The following is a 20,548-nucleotide window of genomic DNA, read 5'->3' on the forward strand; positions in this document are numbered from 1 at the left end:
CTGTCCGGCGGAGTCGGTGCGGCGGAGTCAGACGCGGGTCACCGAGGACACCGGCAGCATGCCGACCGGGTCGTAGCGCACGGCGGCTCCCGGGTACGGCGCGTGGATCACCTGGCCGTTGCCCACGTACAGCCCGATGTGGCTCGCGTCGTCGCGGTAGGCCACGAGGTCCCCCGGCCGCGCCTCCGCGAGCGAGACCTGGCGTCCCGCGTACCGCTGGGCCTGCGAGGTGCGCGGCAGGCCCACACCCGCCTGCGCGTACGACCACTGGGTGAGGCCGGAACAGTCGAAGCCCGTGGGGCCGTTGGCGCCCCACACGTAGGGCAGCCCGACCGCGCGCCGTGCCGCCCGGACGGCCGCCGCCGCGCGTTCCGAGGCGGGCGCGCCACCGGAGAGCGTGGGCAGTCCGTCGCGGTCGGAGCGGGAGGCACGGTCGTAGGCGTCGCGCTCGGCGGTGGGCAGGGAGGCCAGCAGCCGCCGGGCCTGGGCGAGTTTGCGCTCGACGCTCCGCTTGTGGCGGGCGACGGCGGCCCGGCTGCGCTCCAGCTCCTTGAGGTCGTGAGCGGCTTCCATGCGGACCTGTCCCAACCGCCGCCGCGCCTCTTTCAGTTCCCGCAGGACGCCGGACTGCCGGGCGCCCGCCCGTGCCAGGTCGCTCGCCTTCTCCAGATAGCTGTCGGGGTCGGAGGAGAGCAGCAGGGCCAGTTCGGGGTCGAGCCCGCCGGAGCGGTACTGGGCGCCGGCGACCGCGCCGAGCACGCCCCGCATCCGGTTGACGCGTTCCTGTCCCCGGGCGGCGCCGTCCTGCGCCCGGTCCACCGACCTCCGCAACTGGTCCACCTGTTCGTCCGCCTTGTTGTAGCGCTCGGTCGCCTTCTCGGCCTCCTCGTACAGCCGGTCGACCTTCGCCCGCACCGCCTCCGGGGTCCGCCGCGGGTCGGCGTCCGCGTGCGAGGCGCCGAGGGCCGCGGCCGCCGTCGCCGCCGCGGCGGACACGACGGTCACCCGGGCACCGACACCGAGGACGGGTTGTGAGGGCCGGCGATGGGACACCACAGGAAGCCGCGCTCCCTTCCGCTTCCGCTGTACACACAGGCGCGGCTCCTGCCGCCCGACGGGCGGAGCGATGGCCGGGGCCGCACGCAGCAGACAGTAGCGGGGTGATCACGGAGCGACCAACGACCGTAGGGGGCACGCACAGTGACGCCCCGCCGTGGACCACAGGTCACCGGCGGGGCGGGGTCAGCGGACGTCCGCGCAATTCGCTCGATCGGGCGGTGTGGGCGCCGTAGGGTGCGGACAGCGGACCGGGCCCGCGCGTCGCGTACATACGTCCGTGACGACGGGCGAGGGGCCCGGACGGGGCACGGTCAGACGCGGACGCCGAACTGGAACGGCATGTTGTTGATGGACTCGTAGCGCACCTGGGCGCCCGGCTTCGGCGCGTGCAGCACCTGGCCGTTGCCCGCGTACAGGCCGACGTGGTGCAGGTCGCCGTAGAACAGGACCAGGTCGCCCTGCTTGAGCTCGCCCTGCGACAGGCGCGCGCCGGCCCCGGCCTGCGCCTCGGAGGTACGGGGTATGGAGACACCGGCCTGGGCGTAGGCCCAGGAGGTGAGGCCCGAGCAGTCGAACGAGCTGGGGCCGCTGGCGCCGTAGACGTACGGGGTGCCGATCTTGCTCTGCGCGGCGGCGAACGCGGCGGCGGCCCGGTTCGAACCGGGCGGAGCGTCGCCCAGGTCGGTACGGGCGGAGCTGCCGCCGCCACTGCCGCTGCCCCGGCTGGCGCGCTCCTCGTCCTCCTTCTGGAGCGCGGCGCGCTCCTGTTCGGTGAGCGTGTTCAGGAGTTCCTGCGCGGCGGCGTACTTGGCCTGGGCTTCCTTCTTCTTCTTGGCGAACTCCTTGCGGGTCTCCGCGAGGTCCTTGACCTTGTCCTGGGCCTCCTTGCGCTGCTGCGCGAGAGAGCGCTGCTTGGCCTGGATGTCCTGGATCTGGTCCGCCTGCTTGGCACTGACCTGGTCGAGCGCGGACGCCTGTTCCAGGTACGTGTCGGGGTCCGAGGAGAGGAAGAGCTGCACCGAGGGGTCGATGCCGCCGTTGCGGTACTGGGAGCTGGCGATCGCACCGAGCGCGGTGCGCATCTGGTTGAGCTCGCCCTGGCCCCGCGCGACCTTGTCCTGAAGCGCGCCGACCTGCTCCTCGAGCTTGTCCTGCGCCTCCTTGGCCCCGTTGTACTTCTCGGTGGCCGCCTCCGCGTCCTCGTAGAGCTTGTCGACCTTCTCCTTGACCTCCGCCTTGCTCGGCTTCGGGTCGGCCTGGGCGGCCTGGGAGGACATGGCGACAGCGGCGGCCGCGGTCGCGGTGAGCACGGTCACACGGGCGCGGCTCGGCTGCTTGGGACGACGGTGGGACGCCACGGAGGCGAGCTCCTTCTTCCTCAGCCGCCTACCGGGCCAGGAGGACGGACCGGGCCCCGGCTCCTCGCGTCCGACACCCCCGCGAGCAGGGCTGGACTGCGAGAAATCGGCGGTGCCTTCGCTGTCACCCCGGGTGGGTGATCAACCGCGCGAAGGTTCGAGCCATGACCTTAGTGACCGCCCCGTGATCAGTTCAAATCCTTCCCGAAAAAATCTCGGTCAGAGAGCGCATTATTTACCGACACCGAGCATGCAGTAATGGCCATTTGACGCCACGTTCCCCCACCGTACGACCAATTCGGTCATTACCGGAGAGAATTGACGGAAACCGACTGAACGCGACGGAGCGAGCGGAGAGTGCGAGGGCGACGAACGCGAGGAAGCGGCGAGAACAGGCGGAACCGAGCACGGTCAGACGCGGGAGAGCCGCTTCAACAACAAGGCGGACGCCACCGGCCTGGCCCCCGCCTTCGCCACCCCGTCCGCGACCTCTCTGTCGGTGGAGACCACCACCACGGGCCGGCCCGGCGGCTCCGCCCGTACGAGCTGCCGGATCAGCTCGTCCGCCGTCACCCCCGGCTTGGAGAACAGCACCCGTACCCCGCGCGGTGGTGCCAGCAACACCGGCGCGGCCAGCTCCGCGCCGTCGAAGACACAGGTCATCTCGGCGCCCGTCTGCGCCGCCAGCATCGCGAGACCGCCCAGCAGCCGCAACCGCTGCTTCTCCAACGGCATCGTCGGATAACCGGTCTTGGTGACGTTGTAGCCGTCCACCACCAGATGCGCCTGCGGCAGCGCGAGCAACTGGTCGAGCAGCGCGGGGTCGGTCTCGGACAGCGCGCGGGCCGCCACGTCCTTCGGGGACATCCGGCCCGGTTCCACCGCGTCCACCAGATCGGCCGGGCGGACGGCGGCGGGCGGCAGCGCCAGTTCCCGCCGCAGCCCCTGGGCCGAATCCAGCAGGGTGTCCAGCAGCAACCGCAGCCGCATGTCCTCGACGGAACGCCCCTCGCGCGCGGCCCTGCGGCTCGCCTCGACCGCCGACTCCGCCTCCCCGAGCCGCGCCTTGGCCCGGCGGGTCTCGCTCTCCGCGGCCGACACCTGCGCGGCGGCCTCGGCCCTGACCGCCTCGGTCTCCGCGGCGAGGCGGCGCAGCGCGGCCTCGCCGCGCCGCACGTCGCTCTGGGCGCTGCGCAGCTTGCGGTGCAGTGACTCGGCCTCCTTGCGGACGCTCTCCAGCTCCGCCCGGAGCCGGTCCGACTCGCTCTTCGCCCGCTCCCTGGCCCCGGCCAGCTCGGCCCGCAGCCGGTCCAGCTCGCGCCGGGTCTCCTCGTCGGCCCGCTCGGCGTCGGCCCGCTGGGCCTCCTCGCCCGCGGCGGCCACCAACTTCACCCATCCGGGGGGCCTGAGAACGTAGGCGGCCGCGGCCACGTCGACCGGATCGGCGGCGGCCGGCGGCGAACCGGCCTCCAGGGCGGCCGTCAGCTCCGGCTGGGCCACGCCCAGCCGCTCACCGATCCGCTGCCGGAACAGCGGGTCGCTCTCCAGGGCGGCGGCCATCGCGTTCCCCGCGAACTTCGCCCGTCGGCTCGGGGTGAAGCGGGCGTACTGCCGCAACTGCACCGGGAGTTCGGTGACGGTCAGCCCGCCGAAGGCGTCCGAGACCAGCGCCACGACCCGGCGCCGTACCCCGTCCGGGAGCGGGCGGTCGAGCTCCTCCACGGCGTCGCCGCCGGCCGCGTCGGCCGGCTCAGCACCGCTCGAGGACTGCTCCACGATCCGTCACCCCATCTACCCCTTTCGGGCGGCTCCCTCAGGAACCCGATCCCGGCCTGTCCACCAGCTCGATCTGATCCACCGCGTTGCACCAACGGCAGCGCACCGACTCGATGGTCTCACTGACCACCTCGCGCTCCTCGACCTTCGGTTCTCCCGCCAGGTCCAGATGGACGTACTCCACGGCCCTGGAGGACCGGGTCACGTCGAACCTCGTGAGATTGCCGCACAGCGTGCAGCGCCACCGGGTGGTGGCTGTCGGCTGGGGAACCGTCGTCATCGTCTGCCGCCCTCTTTCCCTCGTCCTTGATGCGGTTGCCCCGCGGTGCGCCGTTGAACTGCGGATGAATCTCCTTCCGCAACCCTACGGCCTCACGGGTACCCGACGGGAGCGGCGAGGCACTCTGTGCCACTGACTCCCGATACGCCATGCTCTGTCCCGTGATGACGCGGCGAACGGCATGAGGTGGCGGTCGGACATGGAGCGGCGGGGGCGGGACGGGGCGGCCGGAACGCCGGTGATCACGTACGGGCTGATCGTCCTGTGCTGCCTGGCCTTCCTGTTCAGCCCCGGTTCCGGGCTCGATCCCGGGTACGGGGAGGGTGACGCGCTCCTCGCCGCACAGAGCGCCTATTTCGAACGGTGGGGGGTCGTTCCGAACCAGCTGACGAACCTCTCGTCGCACACGTCGCACGCCCTGCACACCCTGCTGGCGCCGCTGACCGCGCTCTTCGTACACGGCAGCTGGCTGCATCTGCTCGGAAACATGCTGTTCCTGTACGTTTTCGGCGCGATGACGGAGGAACGGCTCGGCCGGACGCGCTTCACGCTCTTCTATCTCGCCACCGGCTATGTCGCGCTGGTCGGCTACGCGGCGGCGAACGCCGCCTCCGACCAGACGCTGGTGGGCGCGTCGGGGTCGATCTCCGGGGTGCTGGGCGCCTTCCTCCACCTCTTCCCCCGGGCCCGGGTGACCAGCGTCTTCCCGTTCCTGCTGTTCCTGCCGCTGCGCTTCCCCGCCTGGCTCGTGCTGATCTTCTGGTTCGTGCTCCAGTGGCTGGCGGCCCGTGGCGCGGGATCCGGCCCCGGGGTGGCCTACCTCGCCCATCTGGTGGGCTTCGTGGTGGGGTTCCTGTACGCGTGGGCACTCCGCCGGCGTACGGATAGAGTGAAAAGCCCTACCGCGGCCACCGAGGGAGAACACCAGCCGTGATCACCGCGATCGTGCTCATCAAGACCAGCGTGGACCGGATCCCCGAGATCGCGGAGTCGATCGCCGCGCTGGACAGCGTCAGCGAGGTCTTCTCGGTGACCGGTACGTACGACCTGATCGCGATGGTCCGGGTCGCACGCCACGACGATCTGGCCGAGGTGATCCCGGGCCGGATCAGCAAGATCCAGGGCGTGGAGGCGACGGACACGCACGTGGCGTTCCGTACGTACTCGCAGCACGACCTGGAGGCGGCGTTCGCGATCGGCCTCGACGCGTAGCGCCTCCCGGCGGGGGCCGCGGAACGTCGGGTTCCGGCGTCCGGCGCGACGGGCCGGCCCCGCGTACGCGAGCCCACCGGCCCCCGCCTCGGGAGCCGGTGCGACAGGGCCGTGCGGGACGGCCCGTACTCCATCGCCCGCGTCACGCGACGGCCGTGGTCTCCCGGTCGGGAACGCAGCGGCCGTCCTCCGTCCGATAGTTCCACCGGGCGCCCTCGCTCACCAGTTCCCGCACCGCCCGCACGAACCTCTCCACGTGCTCGTCCGGGGTGCCGGCACCGAAGCTGACGCGGATCGCGTTGAGCGACCGCTCACCGGGGCCGGCCTCCGGGGCGCCGCACTCCCCCGGCTCCTGGGGGCCGCTGCCGAGCAGGGTCCGCAGCAGCGGATGCGCGCAGAAGAGGCCGTCCCGCACCCCGATGCCGTACTCGGCGGAGAGCGCGGCGGCGAAGTGCGAGCTGTTCCAGCCCTCCACCACGAACGACAGGACGCCCACGCGCGGCGCGTCGTCACCGAACAGCGAGAGCACCCGCACCTCGGGCACCTCGGCCAGCCCCTCCCGCACCCGGCGGATCAGCCGCCGCTCCCGTGCGGCGAGGGCGTCGAAGCCCGCCTCGGTGAGCGCCGTGCAGGCGGAGGCGATCGCGTAGGCCCCGATGACATTGGGCGAACCGGCCTCGTGGCGGGCCGCCGTCGTGTGCCAGTCGACGTCCACCCCACCGTCGGCACGCCGTGCCACCCGACGGCTGGCGCCGCCGCCCGCGAGGTAGGGCTCCCCGGCCCGGAGCCAGTCCGCGCGCCCGGCGAGCACACCGGAACCGAACGGCGCGTACAGCTTGTGCCCGGAGAAGGCCACCCAGTCGACGTCGAGCCCGGTGATGTCCACGGCGTGGTGCGGCGCGAGCTGCGCGGCGTCCAGCACGATACGGGCCCCCCGCGCATGCGCGGCGGCGGCGAGTTCCCGTACGGGCCACAGCTCACCCGTCACGTTGGACGCCCCGGTCACACAGACCAGCGCCGGCCCCCGCCCCGCACGGACGTCGAGCGCGCGCTCCAGCGTGGAGACGGCCTCGGCCGGGGAACGGGGGGCGTTCAGATACGTCACCTGGGCGTCGCGCCACGGCAGCAGCGAGGCGTGGTGCTCGGTCTCGAAGACGAACACCTGGCAGTCGGCGGGCGCCACGGCGGCCAGCAGGTTGAGCGAGTCGGTGGTGGAGCGGGTGAAGACGACCTGGTCGTCGGGGCGGCAGCCGAGGAACTCGGCGACGGTGCGGCGGCTGTTCTCGAACAGGTCGGTGGACAGCTGCGAGAGGTACCCGGCGCCGCGGTGGACACTGCCGTAGTACGGGGCGTAGGCGGCGACGTCGTCCCAGACGCGCTGGAGGGCGGGCGCGCTGGCGGCGTAGTCGAGGGCGGCGTACGTGACCTCGCCACCGGTGACGAGCGGCACGGTGACGTCGCGGCCGAGCACGGGGAGCGGCTCCGCGGTGGCGGCGGCGGTGAGGGTGTCGGCGGTGTTCGGGCATGCGGACATGGCGGTATCTCCCGGTGGCACAAGTCGGAACGGCTTCAAGAGCCCACGCGGACGCGGCGGAGGGACACACGGCGCCGAACGGCGTGGGGGTGGGAAAGGGCGGTGGCGCCCTAGCGCATTCGCTTGCTCACGAGACTGCTCCCTTGAGGACCAGGACCCCATGGGTTGCAGGGGTCCGCGCTTGCCGCGGACCTCGCTGCCCACGGCCTGGTCTTCACCCGGGGCACCCCGCCACGGACGGAGGGTTGCCGGACAGCGGGCCGGGGCCGTAGTCGCTGTCACTCATGACCTGGAGCGAGAGTATGGCACAGGGGGCGGCGGGACTGAACGGGTGTCCGCGATTCGGGACGCGGGGTGGTGCGCGCGGGTGACGCCTGCGGCGGGCTGCTCCCCCACCCGCCCCTTCCCACCACCGGGGCGGGGACCCGGACCACCGTTACGGGGGCTCCGCCCCCGAGCCCCCTGGCGCCGGCTGCGCGGCGCGGGGCGGGCCGAGGCCCCGGCCCCGGGCCCACGACCGGGCACGGCACCGTCCCCGCCGGAGGCGACTACGCGTGGCTCGCCCTCACCCAGGCCTCCAGCACCCGCCCCGCCGCCCCCGAGTCGATCGACTCCGCCGCCCGCGCGATCCCCGCCGACAGCTGGAGCTCCAGCGAGTCGCCCGTCGGGTCCAGCGCGACCAGCGCCGCCGCCGCGTTCAGCAGAACCGCGTCGCGGACCGGGCCCTGTTCGCCGGCCAGGAGGCGGCGGGCCACGTTCGCGTTGTACGCCGCGTCCGCGCCGCGCAGGGCGTCGACCGGGACCAGGTCCAGGCCCACCTGGCGCGGATCGAAGGGCTCCTCGGAGGCCTTGCCGTCCCGTACCACCCACACCCGCGACGTCGCCGTCGTCGTCAGCTCGTCCAGGCCGTCGTCGCCGCGGAAGACCAGCGCGGTCGAGCCCCGCTCCGCGAGCACGCCCGCGACGATCGGGGCCATCCGCGCGTCCGCGACCCCCGTCGCCTGCGCGCGGACCCGCGCCGGGTTGGTCAGCGGGCCCAGGAAGTTGAAGGTCGTCCGGATGCCCAGTTCCTTGCGGGCGGGAGCCACGTGCCGCAGGGCGGGGTGGAACTTGACGGCGAAGCAGAAGGTGATGCCCGCCTCCTGGGCCACCTCCGCGACCCGCCGGGGGGACAGTTCCAGGTTGACGCCGAGCTGTTCGAGGACGTCGGACGCCCCGCTCGCCGAGGACGCGGCGCGGTTGCCGTGCTTGACGACCTTCGCGCCGGTGCCCGCCACCACGATGGAGGACATGGTCGAGATGTTGACCGTCTTGGCGCCGTCCCCGCCCGTGCCGACGATGTCCACGCTGCGGCCCGGTACGTCGATCAGGTTGGCGTGCGCGTACATGGCGCGGACGAGACCGTTGATCTCCGCGACGGTCTCGCCCTTGGCCCGCAGGGCCACCGCGAAGCCGGCGATCTGCGCGTCGGTGGCCTCGCCGCTCATGATGCGGTCCATCGCCCAGGCGGTGGCGTCCGCGCTCAGGTCCGTGCCGGCGAGCAGCGCGTCCAGGATGCCGGGCCAGGAGTACGCCGCCACGGTGTCGCCTCCGGCGGGGGTAACAGCGCTCATGCTCGCTCCTGGGTTACTGGGATGAGGTGACGGGGGTGGATCCGTGATCCGGCCACGGGGCCCCGTACGGCCTGTGACGACCGGCCGGCGGGGACTGCCGTAAGCCTATCGGCGCGTACCCCCGGTACCCGACCCGTTGCCCGTACTGCGGACAGCCCGTGTCTCGGCGGACGGGCGAACCGCGCGGCCGGGGACCGCCCGCCACGGCCGAGGGCCCCGGCCGGTCCCCTCTCGGGAGACCGGGCCGGGGCCCTCGGTGGTGGCGACGTGTGGTGACCGCGCGGCCGGGGCCGACCGCGCGGTCGGGGATCAGTGGTGGCCGTGGCCGCTGGTGATCTCCTTGTACTCCTCGGCGGTCGGCTTCGGGATCTGGTTCCCCTCGCCGTAGTAGCCCTTGCTCAGCTTCGCGCGGAGCTTCTCGGAGCGCTTGACCTTGCGCCGTACGCCGTTCTCGTCGACCTCTGGGCCGATCTCGGCGGGCGTGTACTGCTCGTGCGCGGTCAGCTTGTGCAGGTCCGCCTGGTCGAGCGGGGCGTGCACCTCGACGAACTCACCGTGCGGCAGCCGCTTGATGACGCCGGACTCGCGTCCGTGCAGCACCTTCTCGGCGTCGCGGCGCTGGAGGCCCAGGCAGATCCGCTTGGTGATGATGAAGGCGATGACCGGTCCCACGAAGAAGGCGATCCGGACGAACCAGGTGATCGCGTTGATCGACAGGTGGAAGTGGGTCGCCCAGAGGTCGTTACCGCCACCGACGAGCAGCACGAAGTACCAGGTCAGCCAGGCCACGCCGAACGCGGTACGGGTCGGCGCGTTGCGCGGGCGGTCCAGCAGGTGGTGCTCGCGCTTGTCACCGGTGACCCAGGACTCGATGAACGGGTAGACCGCGATCGCGACCAGGACCAGCGGGAAGATCATCAGCGGCACGAACACGCCGAGCACCAGCGTGTGGCCCGCGAAGTTGATCTCCCAGCCGGGCATCACCCGGATCAGGCCCTCGGAGAAGCCCATGTACCAGTCGGGCTGGGCGCCGGTGGAGACCTGGTCGGGCCGGTACGGGCCGAGCGCCCAGATCGGGTTGATCGAGGCGATGGCCGCGACGATCGTGATCAGACCGAAGACCAGGAAGAAGAAGCCTCCGGCCTTGGCCATGTAGACCGGCAGCAGCGGCATGCCCACGACGTTGCTGTTCGTCCGGCCCGGACCCGCGAACTGGGTGTGCTTGTGGTAGAAGACCAGGATCAGGTGGGCCACGACCAGACCGAGCATGATGCCCGGCAGCAGCAGGATGTGGATCGAGTAGAACCGGGCCACGAAGTCCCCGCCCGGGAACTCGCCGCCGAACAGGAACATCGACAGGTAGGTGCCGACGACCGGCATCGACAGGACCGCGCCCTGCATGAAGCGGACACCGGTGCCGGAGAGCAGGTCGTCCGGGAGCGAGTAACCGGTGAAGCCGGTGAACATGCCGAGGACGAGCAGCAGGAAGCCGAAGACCCAGTTGACCTCACGGGGCTTGCGGAACGCACCCGTGAAGAACACCCGCATCATGTGGACGAGCATGGCCGCGACGAAGATCAGGGCGGCCCAGTGGTGGATCTGCCGGATCAGCAGACCACCGCGGACGTCGAAGCTGATGTCGAGCGTCGAGGCGTACGCCTCGGACATCAGCACGCCCTGGAGCGGCACGTAACTGCCGTGGTACTCCACCTCGTTCATCGACGGGTGGAAGAACAGTGTCAGGTACACACCCGTGAGGATGAGGATGATGAAGCTGTAGAGGCAGATCTCACCGAGCATGAAGGACCAGTGGTCCGGGAAGATCTTGCGCATGTTGGCCTTGGCCAGGGAGTAGATCCCCAGCCGGCCGTCCGCCCAGTCGGCGACCCGCTCGCCGGCGGGTGCCTGGCGCTTCGTTTTCTCGGTGGCAGTCGTGGTACTCATCCGCGCTCCCAGAAGGCAGGACCGACGGGCTCGTCGAAGTCGCCGAGCGCTTCGAGGTTGCCCTCGGCGTTCACGCCGATCCGCAGCTGCGGGAGGGCGTGACCGGCCGGGCCGAAGATGACGCGGGCGCCGTCGGAGAGGTCGAAGGTGGACTGGTGGCACGGGCACAGCACGTGGTGCGTCTGCTGCTCGTAGAGGCTGATCGGGCAGCCGACGTGGGTGCAGATCTTGGAGAACGCCACGATGCCCTGGTGCGACCAGTCGAGCTCGCGCGGGTCCTTGATCTCGTTCGGCTGGATCCGGACGATCATCAGGGCCGCCTTGGCGATCTCCTTCTGGAAGTCCTCGTCGTGCTCGCTGAGCCCCTCGGGCATGGCGAAGGTCAGCGAGCCCACGGCGACGTCCTCGGGACGCAGCGGCTGGTGGGTGTTCATGTTGATGAGCTGCTTGCCCTTGGCCCACAGCGTGGTGCGGAGCTTCTTCTCGGGCAGCGGGCCCAGGTCACGCAGCAGCACCACGCCGGAGAGCGGTACGAGCGCCAGCGCGCCGAACATCGTGTTGCGGATGAGCTTGCGCCGGCCGAAGCCGGACTCCGCCGCACCCTGCGCGAAGTCCTCCAGGACCTTGGCCTTGACCTCGGGCGCGGCCTCGATCGGGTGCCGGTCGTCGGCGGTCTCCACGTCCGACATCAGCGTGCGGGCCCAGTGGACCGCGCCGGCGCCGATGCAGAACAGGGCCAGGCCCAGCGTCACACCCAGCGAGAAGTGCAGGATGCTGATGTGGCCGATGGGCCAGATGAAGACGCTCTTGTCGACGGGGAACGCCACGAACGAGGCGATGAACGCCACGGTCGCCAGCATCGACAGCACGAACAGGAACGCGACCACGCGCTCGGACCGCTTGGCCGCGCGCTCGTCGATGTCCTGGATGCGCGGCTTGTGGGCCGGCAGTCCCGGGTCCGCGAACGGGTCGTCCGCCTGCGCCACCGTGCCGCGCGCGGCTGCCTGCTCGGACGGCAGGGTCTCTTCAGGATTGTGTTGGCTACTCATGACTTCTTGGCCTTAGCGGTGTGGGCCGCGACCCAGACGGCAACTGCGATCAATGCGCCCAGACCGAAGATCCAGGCGAACAGCCCTTCGCTGACGGGGCCGAGGCCGCCCAGCTTGAGACCGCCGGGGCTCTCGGTTTCGTCCCCGTTCACCGCCTTGACGTAGGCGATGATGTCCTTCTTCTGCTGCTCCGGCATCGTGGTGTCGGGGAAGGACGGCATGTTCTGCGGGCCCGTCTGCATGGCCTCGTAGATGTGCTTGGGGTCCACGCCCTCGAGACCCGGCGCGCTCTTCCCGTGCGTCAGCGCACCGCCCTCGCCGGTGAAGTTGTGGCACTGGGCACAGTTGGTACGGAACAGCTCGCCGCCCTTGGCCGCGTCGGCGCCCGCGGGGTCGTACTGCTGCTTGGTCGGCGTGATCGGTCCGGCGCCGAGCGAGGCGACGTACGCGGCGAGCTGGTCGATCTCCTTCTGCGAGTAGATGACCTTCTTCTTCGGCACCTGCGCGCCGGGCTGCTGGGCCGGCATCCGGCCGGTGCCGACCTGGAAGTCCACGGCGGCGGAGCCGACGCCCACCAGGCTCGGACCGTCGGAGGAGCCCTGACCGCCGGTCCCGTGGCAGCTGGCACAGCCGACGGTGTAGAGCTTCTTGCCCTCCTCGATGGCGAGGGACTGGGAGGTTTCGTCAGCCTGTGCCTGTTTCGCGGGCGCGAACGCGGCGTACAGCCCCCCGGTGGCCGCCAGCGCGAGGAGTAGGACGACGACCGCCGCCAGCGGATGGCGTCGTCGTGCGGAGAGCTTTTTCACGGATTACCCCGGTGTCAGGATCTTCTGCGTCGGTGCTTCTGGACTGTGTGCGGCTCGGGCGCCTGGCCCGGCTACTTGATCAGGTAGATCGTGGCGAAGAGGCCGATCCAGACGACATCGACGAAGTGCCAGTAGTAGGACACGACGATGGCCGCGGTCGCCTGCTCGTGGGTGAATCTCCTGGCCGCGTACGTCCTGCCCAGGACGAACAGGAACGCGATCAGGCCTCCCGTCACGTGCAGCCCGTGGAAGCCGGTGGTCAGGTAGAACACGGAGCCGTACGGGTCGGAGGACAGGGAGATCCCGTCCAGCTTGACCAGCTCGGTGTACTCGTAGATCTGACCGCCGATGAAGATCGCGCCCATCACGAACGTGACCACGAACCAGGTCCGCAGCTTCTTCACGTCGCCTCGCTCGGCGGCGAAGACACCGAGCTGGCAGGTGAGGGAGGAGAGCACGAGGATGGTCGTGTTCGTCGCCGAGAACGGCACGTTCAGGGCGTGGGCCATTTCCTTCCAGTACGCCTCGCCCATCACCGATCGGAGGGTGAAGTACATCGCGAAGAGGGCCGCGAAGAACATCAGCTCGGAACTCAGCCAAATGATGGTTCCGACGCTGGTGAGGTTCGGCCGATTGACCGTCGGGTGCGCGTGCCCGGTTTCTACTGTCGTTGCTGTCGCCACGACCGACATTATGTCGGTCGCTTATCTCGCGCTGACTCCGGGGGGTGCCGTTCGGTGTGTCCATGGGGTGTGCGCGGCACGGACGGCTCCGCCGGGGCCCTCCTCACCCGTGCTGACATGGTGTCCGGCGGGGCGGGACGGAGTAGCATCCGCCGCAGCGGCCCGGGGCGAGCGAGCCCCGGCGCCTTCGCGGACACCGATGTCACGGAGGAAGTATGCAGCCGACCGCCACGGTGCTGGTCTACAGCGACGACGCGAACACCCGCGAACAGGTCCGGCTGGCAGCGGGACGCCGCCCGGCCGCCGATGTGCCACGGGTGGAGTTCCTGGAGTGCGCGACGCTGCCCGCGGTGCTCAAGGCGCTGGACGCGGGCGGGGTGGACGTCTGCGTCCTGGACGGCGAGACCGTCCCCGCGGGCGGGATGGGCGTCTGCCGCCAGATCAAGGACGAGATCTTCGACTGCCCGCCCGTGCTGCTGCTGATCGGCCGCCCGCAGGACGCGTGGCTGGCCACCTGGAGCCGCGCGGACGCCGCCGTGACGCTGCCGGTCGAGCCGGTGGGCTTCGCGGACGCCCTGGCGGGCCTGTTGCGCGACAGGCGGGCGGTGAGCACGGGCGCCTGACGCCCCGCCCACCGCCCGCCCGGCGAGCCGTTACCGGAACCGGGCGCGGGCGGGCGCGGGCGGTGCGCCGCCACCACCGTACGGGCGGCCGGACGGCCTCGCGGTCCGCGCCGGCCGCCCGGCTCCGCTCCGTACCGTACGAACCCGTGCCGGGCGCCCGTACGGCGTCCCGTCAGATCTGCGGGCGGAGCCGCGCCGCGTCGGCCGGGCTGCTGCCGTCCCGCGTGCCGGCCTGGAGCACGCTGCCCTTGCGCCAGTCCTCCCACTCCATGTTCCAGTCGCCGAAGCCGTTGCCGAAGTCCTCCATGTAGCCGCCGGCGCTGTTGACGACCTGCACGATGTCGCCCGGGGTGACGGTCTCGAAGAACCAGGAGGCGTTGGCGGTGGACATGCCCACACAGCCGTGGCTGACGTTCGCCACGCCGTGCGAGCCGACGGACCACGGGGCGGCGTGCACGTACTCACCGCTCCAGGTGACCCGGGTCGCCCAGTACACGGGCAGGTTGTAGCCCTCGCTGCCGCCGATGCCGACGGTCGAGCCGCGCATCTGGACATAGGACTGCTTGCCCAATACGACCTTGATGCCGTTTCGGGTGGAGAAGCCCGGTTTGCCGGTCGTCACAGGGATGTTGTTGATCTCCTCGCCGTCCCGGAAGACCGTCATGTAATGCGCGCTGGCGTCGACGATGGCCTCGAAGCGACTGCCGGTGGTCAGCTTCAGCGGCTTCGTGGCGGCGCCGTACAGCTTGTCGTCGACCTTCACGCCCTCCAGGTTGCTGGTGGCGGTGATCTTGCCGTACGCGGGCCAGTACTCCTTCGGGCGGTAGTGCAGTTCGGTGTCGTCCACCCAGTGCCAGGCGCCGCCGTTCGCGCCGGGCGTGGACCGTACCTTCAGAGCGCGCTCCACGACGTCGCGGGCCTTCTTGGACTTGATCGGCTCGCTCAGTGTCGCCGTGATGGGCTGCCCCACGCCGTACTCGCCCTCCTCCGGGCCGAACTCGACCTCCAGCTTCTTCTTGGCGGGGGTGGTCGCGAACGTCAGCGTGCGGGCGCCGGGGACGCCCTTGCCGTTCTCCGTGGCGACGCGGACGGTGTAGCGGGCACCGGCCGCCAGGGGCGCCGTGGAGTGCCAGCGCAGGCCGTCGGCCGTCAGTTCGCCGGCCAGGTAGTGGCCGAACGCGTCCGTGGCCGTGACGTCGGTGATGCGGTCGCCCGCGCCCTTGGCGGTGATCTCCAGGGGCTTGTTGGGGTCGGCATTGGTCGCGCCGGAGGGCGTACTGAAAACGACCTTGCTGCCGGCGTCGGCCGGTTTGCCGGAGAGCGGGTGCCGCTCCTCCTCACCGCACGCGGTCGCGACCGCCGCGAGGGACACGACCAGCAGGGTGCAGCTGAGGACGGTACGCATACGTGGGGTGTGGTTCATGAAGCACACCGTAAGAACGGATTCCGCCCCCCGCGCGACGAGTGGCGCAAACGGGGGGCCGCCCGCACGCGCGGGGGACAGCGCGGGGCGGGGCGGCGGTACGGGCGGCCGTACGACGAGGGGCCCGGACAGCTCCTGCGCGGAGTGTCCGGGCCCCTGCCGGCCGGTGCCGGCGGTGACGCCGTGCGCGGCTACTGCTTACTACTGGTTCTGGTTCTCGCCGCGGTAGAACTCGAAGACCCAGCCCCACAGGCCGATGAGGATCAGCGGCGCCGAGAAGTACAGCAGCCACCAGCCGATCGCGACGGCGAGGAAGGCGAGCGCGCCACCGATGGCGAGCGACAGCGGCTGCCAGCTGTGCGGGGCGAAGAAGCCCACCTCACCCGACTCGTCGGCGACGTCGGCTTCCTTGTTGTCCTGGGCCATGGCGTCGACCCGGCGGGCGGTGAAGGCCAGGTAGAAGCCGATCATCACGCTCAGGCCGAAGGCCAGGAAGAGCGCCGTCGTGCCGACCGGCTCCTTCGACCACACGCCGTACACCACGGCCGAGGCCAGGATGAAGACGCTCAGCCACAGGAACATCTTGCCTTGGATCTTCACTTCCCGGCCTCCTTGCCGGCCCCGACGGCCACCGGCTCGGCGCCGCCGTGCTGCTCCAGCTGGTCAAGGGCGGCGATCTCCGGGTGGTGCAGATCGAACGCCGGGGATTCGGAACGGATCCGCGGCAACGTGAGGAAGTTGTGCCGCGGCGGCGGGCAGGAGGTCGCCCATTCGAGCGAACGTCCGTAGCCCCACGGGTCGTCCACCTCGACCTTCTTCCCGTACTTCGCGGTCTTCCAGACGTTGTAGAAGAACGGCAGGATCGACAGTCCGAGAACGAACGAGCTGATCGTGGAGATGGTGTTGAGCGCGGTGAATCCCTCACTGGCCAGGTAGTCCGCGTAACGCCGCGGCATGCCTTCGGCACCCAGCCAGTGCTGGACGAGGAATGTTCCGTGGAATCCGATGAACAGCGTCCAGAAAGTGATCTTTCCAAGGCGCTCGTCGAGCATCTTCCCGGTGAACTTGGGCCACCAGAAGTGGAATCCGGCGAACATCGCGAACACCACGGTGCCGAAGACCACGTAGTGGAAGTGCGCGACCACGAAATAGGTGTCGGAGACGTGGAAGTCCATCGGCGGCGACGCCAGGATGACACCCGTCAGACCACCGAAGACGAAGGTGATCAGGAAGCCGATCGTCCAGAGCATCGGCGTCTCGAAGGACAGCGAGCCCTTCCACATCGTGCCGATCCAGTTGAAGAACTTCACCCCGGTCGGCACGGCGATCAGGAACGTCATGAACGAGAAGAACGGCAGCAGTACTCCGCCGGTCACGTACATGTGGTGCGCCCACACCGTCACGGAGAGGCCCGCGATCGCGATCGTCGCGCCCACCAGGCCGATGTAGCCGAACATCGGCTTGCGGGAGAAGACCGGGATGATCTCGGACACGATGCCGAAGAACGGCAGCGCGATGATGTACACCTCGGGATGGCCGAAGAACCAGAAGAGGTGCTGCCACAACAGGGCGCCGCCGTTGGCCGAATTGAAGATCTGCGCACCGAACTTGCGGTCCGCCTCCAGGGCGAACAGCGCGGCGGCCAGCACCGGGAAGGCCAGCAGCACCAGCACACCGGTCAGCAGCACGTTCCAGGTGAAGATCGGCATCCGGAACATCGTCATGCCGGGGGCGCGCATGCAGATGATCGTGGTGATGAAGTTGACCGCGCCGAGGATCGTGCCGAAGCCGGAGAAGGCCAGGCCCATGATCCACAGGTCGGCGCCGATGCCCGGCGAGCGGACCGCGTCCGACAGCGGGGAGTAGGCGAACCAGCCGAAGTCGGCCGCGCCCTGCGGGGTGAGGAAGCCGCTCACCGCGATCAGCGAGCCGAAGGTGTACAGCCAGTACGCGAACATGTTCAGCCGCGGGAACGCCACGTCGGGCGCGCCGATCTGAAGCGGCATGATCCAGTTGGCGAATCCGGCGAACAGCGGCGTCGCGAACATCAGCAGCATGATCGTGCCGTGCATCGTGAACGCCTGGTTGAACTGCTCGTTCGACATGATCTGCGTACCGGGACGGGCCAGTTCGGCGCGCATGAAGAGCGCCATCAGACCGCCGATGCAGAAGAACGCGAACGACGTGACCAGGTACATCGTGCCGATCGTCTTGTGGTCGGTGGTGGTCAGCCACTTCACGACGACATTGCCCGGCTGCTTGCGCCGTACCGGCAGCTCGTTCTCGTTCGAGTCCTCAGCTGCGGCGGCACCCTGGGGTTCGTTGAGGATGCTCACAGTTTGTTCGTCTCCGCATTCCTGGCCGGATCCGTCTGCTCGATGCCCGACGGGATGTAGCCGCTCTGGCCCTTCTTGGCCAGCTCTTCCAGGTGCTTCTGGTAGCGCTCCGGGGAGACCACCTTGACGTTGAAGAGCATCCGCGAGTGGTCGACGCCGCAGAGTTCGGCGCACTTGCCCAGGAAGGTGCCCTCCTGGGTCGGAACGACCTCGAAGGCGTTGGTGTGGCCGGGGATGACGTCCTGCTTCATCAGGAACGGCACCACCCAGAAGGAGTGGATGACATCACGCGAGGTCAGGATGAACCGGACCCGCTCCCCCTTGGGAAGCCACAGCGTGGGCCCCGGGTTACCGGTCTGCGGGTTCCGCGTGCCGGGCACACCGGCGTCGTAGACGCCCTCGGCACCCTCGGGGAACTGCTTGGTGTACCGGTCGGGGATGGCGTCCAGCTCCGACGGGATCTTGCTGCCCGTCGAGGGGTTGCCGTCCACGTTCTCGATGTAGTTGAAGCCCCAGCTCCACTGGTAGCCGACCACGTTGACGGTGTGGGTCGGCTTCTCGGAGAGCGAGAGGAGCTTCGACTCGTCCCGGGCGGTGAAGTAGAACAGCACCGAGACGATGATGAGCGGAACGACGGTGTACAGCGCCTCGATGGGCATGTTGTACCGGGTCTGCTGAGGGACCTCGATCTTGGTGCGGGAGCGCCGGTGGAAGATGACGCTCCACAGGATCAGACCCCACACCAGTACGCCCGTGACGAGCGCTGCCGCCCACGAGCCCTGCCAGAGGGAGAGGATCCGGGGGGCCTCCTCCGTCACTGGGGTGGGCATTCCGAGGCGGGGGAAGTCCTTGTATGTGCAACCGGTGGCGGTCGCGAGGATCAGGCCCGCAGTCAGCACCTGCGGCAGCTTCCGCCGCATCGGGCGCCGCGACGAGCGGTCGGAGCCGTTGGGACTCACGTAGCGCCTTCCCGAGAGTCTCGCCCGCGTGGCCGGCTGCGGCCGTCTCGCTGGTCGGTCGCCGGCCCTGGCGCAGGCAGGGGATTGGATGTTTATGCGGACCAAACCCTACTGGACGCCATTTGGGGTCGCGCGGGGAGGGTACCCAACGCGCCGCGCGAGTCCCTGAAGGAGTGGAGAGGGAGCGGAGAGGCGCTCGGGGGCGGCCCGGCCCGGGCGGATCCGGTGGCCCTCCGGTGGCCCGGCCCGCTGGACCGGGCCACCGGAGGGCCACCGGATCGAACGGTCGGAGGGGGCTGCCGGACCGGACTGCCGGCCCGCGTGGCCGGAGGGCCGCCGGATCGGGCGACGGGACCGGGCGACGGAGAGTTAGCGTGGCGACGTGCCTTACTTCGACGCCGCCTCGTCCGCTCCCCTGCACCCCGTCGCCCGCCAGGCCCTCCAGGCGGCCCTGGCCGACGGCTGGGCCGACCCCGCGCGGCTGTACCGGGAGGGCCGGGCCGCCCGGCTGCTGCTGGACTCCGCGCGCGAGGCCGCCGCGGACGCGGTCGGCTGCCGCCCCGACGAACTCGTTTTCACCCCTTCGGGGACCCACGCGGTGCACGCCGGGGTGGCCGGGGCCCTCGCGGGCCGGCGCCGCGTCGGCTCGCGGCTGGCCGTGTCGGCCGTGGAGCACTCCTCCGTACTGCACGCGGCGGCGGCCCACGAGGCGGCGACCGGGGGCGCGGTGACGGAGGTGCCCGTCGACCGGTTCGGGCGCGTCTCCTCCGACCGGTACGACGAGGCCCTGCGCCCGGACACGGCGCTGGCGTGCCTCCAGTCCGCCAACCACGAGGTGGGGACGGAGCAGCCGGTGGCGCTGGTCGCCGAGGTCTGCCGGAGCCGGGGCGTGCCGCTGCTGGTGGACGCGGCGCAGTCGCTGGGCTGGGGTCCGGTGGAGGGCGCGTGGTCGCTGCTGACGGCGAGCGCCCACAAGTGGGGCGGTCCGGCGGGCGTCGGGCTGCTCGCGGTGCGCAAGGGTGTCCGGTTCGCCCCGCAAGGTCCGGCCGACGAGCGGGAGTCGGGGCGCGCGCCCGGCTTCCAGAACCTCCCGGCCGTCGTCGCGGCGGCGGCCTCGCTGCGCGCGGTACGGGCGGAGGCGGCGGCCGAGTCGGTACGGCTGCGGGCGCTGGTGGACCGGATCAGGGCCCGGGTGCCGGAGCTGGTGCCGGACGTCGAGGTCGTGGGCGATCCGGAACGGCGCCTGCCGCACCTGGTCACCTTCTCCTGTCTCTACGTCGACGGGGAGGCGCTGCTGCACGAGCTGGACCGGGCGGACTTCTCGGTGTCCTCCGGTTCGTCGTGCACGAGCAGCACGCTGACCCCGAGCCATGTGCTGCGCGCCATGGGCGTGCTGTCGGAGGGGAACGTCCGTGTCTCGCTGCCGCTCGGGACGCCGGAGGCGGAGGTGGACCGGTTCCTGGAGCTGCTGCCGGGGGTGGTGTCGGGGGTACGGGAGCGGTTCGGCGTTCCGGTCGCCGCCGCCGGGAGGGAACGGGCCGCGTCCGGGTCCGTTCCGGCGGGGGCGGTCTCGGCGGAGCCGGTTCCGTCCGGGCCGGTTCCGTCCGGGCCCGACGGGGGCGAGAGCGAGGGCGAGCGTCGGGGGAAGCTCGTGGTGGACGCGCTGGGCCGGCGGTGCCCGATCCCGGTGATCGAACTGGCGAAGGTGTTCGGCGACGTCCCCGTGGGCGGGACGGTGACCGTCCTCGCGGACGACGAGGCGGCGCGGCTGGACATTCCGGCATGGTGCGGGATGCGCGGTCAGGAGTACGTGGGCGAGCGGCCGGCGGACCACGGTGTCGCGTACGTGGTCCGCCGGGTGTCCTGACCGGGCCGCGCCCGCTCCCCCGCGCG

The 20,548-nt window shown here is 70.8% G+C and carries 18 protein-coding genes and 1 riboswitch; of the genes, 4 read left to right on the plus strand and 14 right to left on the minus strand.

The features are described from left to right. Positions 1 to 27 precede the first annotated feature (27 nt). The 4 genes from ACU6P3_RS08175 to ACU6P3_RS08190 all read right to left on the minus strand — a co-directional run bounded on the left by ACU6P3_RS08175 (position 28) and on the right by ACU6P3_RS08190 (position 4,473). The gene (locus ACU6P3_RS08175; RefSeq protein WP_447196540.1) at positions 28 to 1,056 is read right to left on the minus strand and encodes a C40 family peptidase; all 1,029 of its coding nucleotides are present in this window, start codon (positions 1,054 to 1,056) and stop codon (positions 28 to 30) included. 314 nt (positions 1,057 to 1,370) lie between these two features. Beyond that, on the minus strand, positions 1,371 to 2,417 hold the full coding sequence (locus ACU6P3_RS08180; RefSeq protein ID WP_344277710.1) for a C40 family peptidase: 1,047 nt from the start codon (positions 2,415 to 2,417) through the stop codon (positions 1,371 to 1,373). Positions 2,418 to 2,828: 411 nt separating this feature from the next. Continuing rightward, positions 2,829 to 4,193, minus strand: a complete 1,365-nt coding sequence (locus tag ACU6P3_RS08185) for an NYN domain-containing protein (RefSeq protein ID WP_447196541.1) — start codon at positions 4,191 to 4,193, stop codon at positions 2,829 to 2,831. A gap of 37 nt (positions 4,194 to 4,230) precedes the next feature. After that, the gene (locus tag ACU6P3_RS08190; RefSeq protein WP_030745957.1) at positions 4,231 to 4,473 is read right to left on the minus strand and encodes a hypothetical protein; all 243 of its coding nucleotides are present in this window, start codon (positions 4,471 to 4,473) and stop codon (positions 4,231 to 4,233) included. A 199-nt stretch (positions 4,474 to 4,672) separates the two neighbouring features. Between ACU6P3_RS08190 and ACU6P3_RS08195 the strand changes: the two genes are divergently transcribed. Next, positions 4,673 to 5,407: a rhomboid family intramembrane serine protease gene (locus ACU6P3_RS08195; RefSeq protein WP_447196542.1), complete on the plus strand. Its 735-nt coding sequence runs from the start codon at positions 4,673 to 4,675 to the stop codon at positions 5,405 to 5,407. Then, on the plus strand, positions 5,404 to 5,685 hold the full coding sequence (locus ACU6P3_RS08200) for an Lrp/AsnC family transcriptional regulator (protein WP_030745960.1): 282 nt from the start codon (positions 5,404 to 5,406) through the stop codon (positions 5,683 to 5,685). Before ACU6P3_RS08195 ends, ACU6P3_RS08200 begins: the two co-directional genes overlap by 4 nt. A gap of 142 nt (positions 5,686 to 5,827) precedes the next feature. Here ACU6P3_RS08200 and ACU6P3_RS08205 read toward each other — a convergent pair whose 3' ends face one another. From ACU6P3_RS08205 to ctaE, 6 genes are all read right to left on the minus strand, one after another. Next, the gene (locus ACU6P3_RS08205) at positions 5,828 to 7,219 is read right to left on the minus strand and encodes an aminotransferase class V-fold PLP-dependent enzyme (protein WP_447196543.1); all 1,392 of its coding nucleotides are present in this window, start codon (positions 7,217 to 7,219) and stop codon (positions 5,828 to 5,830) included. Between the two features lie 172 nt (positions 7,220 to 7,391). Further along, a riboswitch (SAM riboswitch) is annotated at positions 7,392 to 7,509 on the minus strand. A gap of 258 nt (positions 7,510 to 7,767) precedes the next feature. Further along, a complete protein-coding gene (gene trpD, locus ACU6P3_RS08210) occupies positions 7,768 to 8,832 on the minus strand; it encodes an anthranilate phosphoribosyltransferase (protein WP_447196544.1) in 1,065 nt (354 codons plus the stop codon). 309 nt (positions 8,833 to 9,141) lie between these two features. After that, a complete protein-coding gene (qcrB, locus tag ACU6P3_RS08215; protein WP_447196545.1) occupies positions 9,142 to 10,776 on the minus strand; it encodes a cytochrome bc1 complex cytochrome b subunit in 1,635 nt (544 codons plus the stop codon). After that, positions 10,773 to 11,825 carry a cytochrome bc1 complex Rieske iron-sulfur subunit gene (gene qcrA / locus ACU6P3_RS08220; protein WP_447196546.1) on the minus strand — a complete coding sequence of 351 codons (1,053 nt, stop codon included), beginning with the start codon at positions 11,823 to 11,825 and terminating at the stop codon, positions 10,773 to 10,775. Before qcrA ends, qcrB begins: the two co-directional genes overlap by 4 nt. Beyond that, positions 11,822 to 12,631, minus strand: a complete 810-nt coding sequence (qcrC, locus tag ACU6P3_RS08225; RefSeq protein WP_352085277.1) for a cytochrome bc1 complex diheme cytochrome c subunit — start codon at positions 12,629 to 12,631, stop codon at positions 11,822 to 11,824. Before qcrC ends, qcrA begins: the two co-directional genes overlap by 4 nt. Before the next feature lie 71 nt (positions 12,632 to 12,702). Continuing rightward, a complete protein-coding gene (ctaE, locus tag ACU6P3_RS08230; protein ID WP_030745973.1) occupies positions 12,703 to 13,323 on the minus strand; it encodes an aa3-type cytochrome oxidase subunit III in 621 nt (206 codons plus the stop codon). A gap of 206 nt (positions 13,324 to 13,529) precedes the next feature. On the opposite strand from ctaE, the gene ACU6P3_RS08235 reads away from it, so the two are divergent. Beyond that, positions 13,530 to 13,937, plus strand: coding sequence for a hypothetical protein (locus ACU6P3_RS08235; RefSeq protein ID WP_344277680.1), 408 nt, complete (start codon positions 13,530 to 13,532; stop codon positions 13,935 to 13,937). A 172-nt stretch (positions 13,938 to 14,109) separates the two neighbouring features. On the opposite strand, the gene ACU6P3_RS08240 is transcribed toward ACU6P3_RS08235, so the two are convergent. From ACU6P3_RS08240 to ctaC, 4 genes are all read right to left on the minus strand, one after another. Continuing rightward, positions 14,110 to 15,360 carry a L,D-transpeptidase gene (locus ACU6P3_RS08240; RefSeq protein ID WP_447196547.1) on the minus strand — a complete coding sequence of 417 codons (1,251 nt, stop codon included), beginning with the start codon at positions 15,358 to 15,360 and terminating at the stop codon, positions 14,110 to 14,112. Positions 15,361 to 15,561: 201 nt separating this feature from the next. Further along, positions 15,562 to 15,960, minus strand: a complete 399-nt coding sequence (locus ACU6P3_RS08245; RefSeq protein WP_030745983.1) for a cytochrome c oxidase subunit 4 — start codon at positions 15,958 to 15,960, stop codon at positions 15,562 to 15,564. Continuing rightward, positions 15,957 to 17,696, minus strand: a complete 1,740-nt coding sequence (ctaD, locus tag ACU6P3_RS08250; RefSeq protein ID WP_447196548.1) for an aa3-type cytochrome oxidase subunit I — start codon at positions 17,694 to 17,696, stop codon at positions 15,957 to 15,959. Before ctaD ends, ACU6P3_RS08245 begins: the two co-directional genes overlap by 4 nt. Further along, entirely contained in the window at positions 17,693 to 18,655 is a 963-nt protein-coding gene (ctaC, locus tag ACU6P3_RS08255; RefSeq protein WP_447196549.1) for an aa3-type cytochrome oxidase subunit II, read from the minus strand. The genes ctaD and ctaC overlap by 4 nt, the downstream gene beginning before the upstream one ends. 382 nt (positions 18,656 to 19,037) lie before the next feature. Here ctaC and ACU6P3_RS08260 point away from each other — a divergent pair, with 382 nt between their 5' ends. Beyond that, on the plus strand, positions 19,038 to 20,522 hold the full coding sequence (locus tag ACU6P3_RS08260; RefSeq protein ID WP_447196550.1) for a cysteine desulfurase/sulfurtransferase TusA family protein: 1,485 nt from the start codon (positions 19,038 to 19,040) through the stop codon (positions 20,520 to 20,522). Positions 20,523 to 20,548: the final 26 nt, after the last annotated feature.

Source organism: Streptomyces hebeiensis (assembly GCF_052983195.1).

Bases quoted from the DNA above. Each gene is read 5' to 3' on its own strand.
- ACU6P3_RS08205 (WP_447196543.1), bottom strand. From the start codon at position 7,219: ATGTCCGCATGCCCGAACACCGCCGACACCCTCACCGCCGCCGCCACC.
- ACU6P3_RS08195 (WP_447196542.1), top strand. From the start codon at position 4,673: ATGGAGCGGCGGGGGCGGGACGGGGCGGCCGGAACGCCGGTGATCACG.
- qcrB (WP_447196545.1), bottom strand. From the start codon at position 10,776: ATGAGTACCACGACTGCCACCGAGAAAACGAAGCGCCAGGCACCCGCC.
- trpD (WP_447196544.1), bottom strand. From the start codon at position 8,832: ATGAGCGCTGTTACCCCCGCCGGAGGCGACACCGTGGCGGCGTACTCC.
- ACU6P3_RS08235 (WP_344277680.1), top strand. From the start codon at position 13,530: ATGCAGCCGACCGCCACGGTGCTGGTCTACAGCGACGACGCGAACACC.
- ACU6P3_RS08190 (WP_030745957.1), bottom strand. From the start codon at position 4,473: ATGACGACGGTTCCCCAGCCGACAGCCACCACCCGGTGGCGCTGCACG.
- qcrA (WP_447196546.1), bottom strand. From the start codon at position 11,825: ATGAGTAGCCAACACAATCCTGAAGAGACCCTGCCGTCCGAGCAGGCA.
- ACU6P3_RS08240 (WP_447196547.1), bottom strand. From the start codon at position 15,360: ATGAACCACACCCCACGTATGCGTACCGTCCTCAGCTGCACCCTGCTG.
- ctaE (WP_030745973.1), bottom strand. From the start codon at position 13,323: ATGTCGGTCGTGGCGACAGCAACGACAGTAGAAACCGGGCACGCGCAC.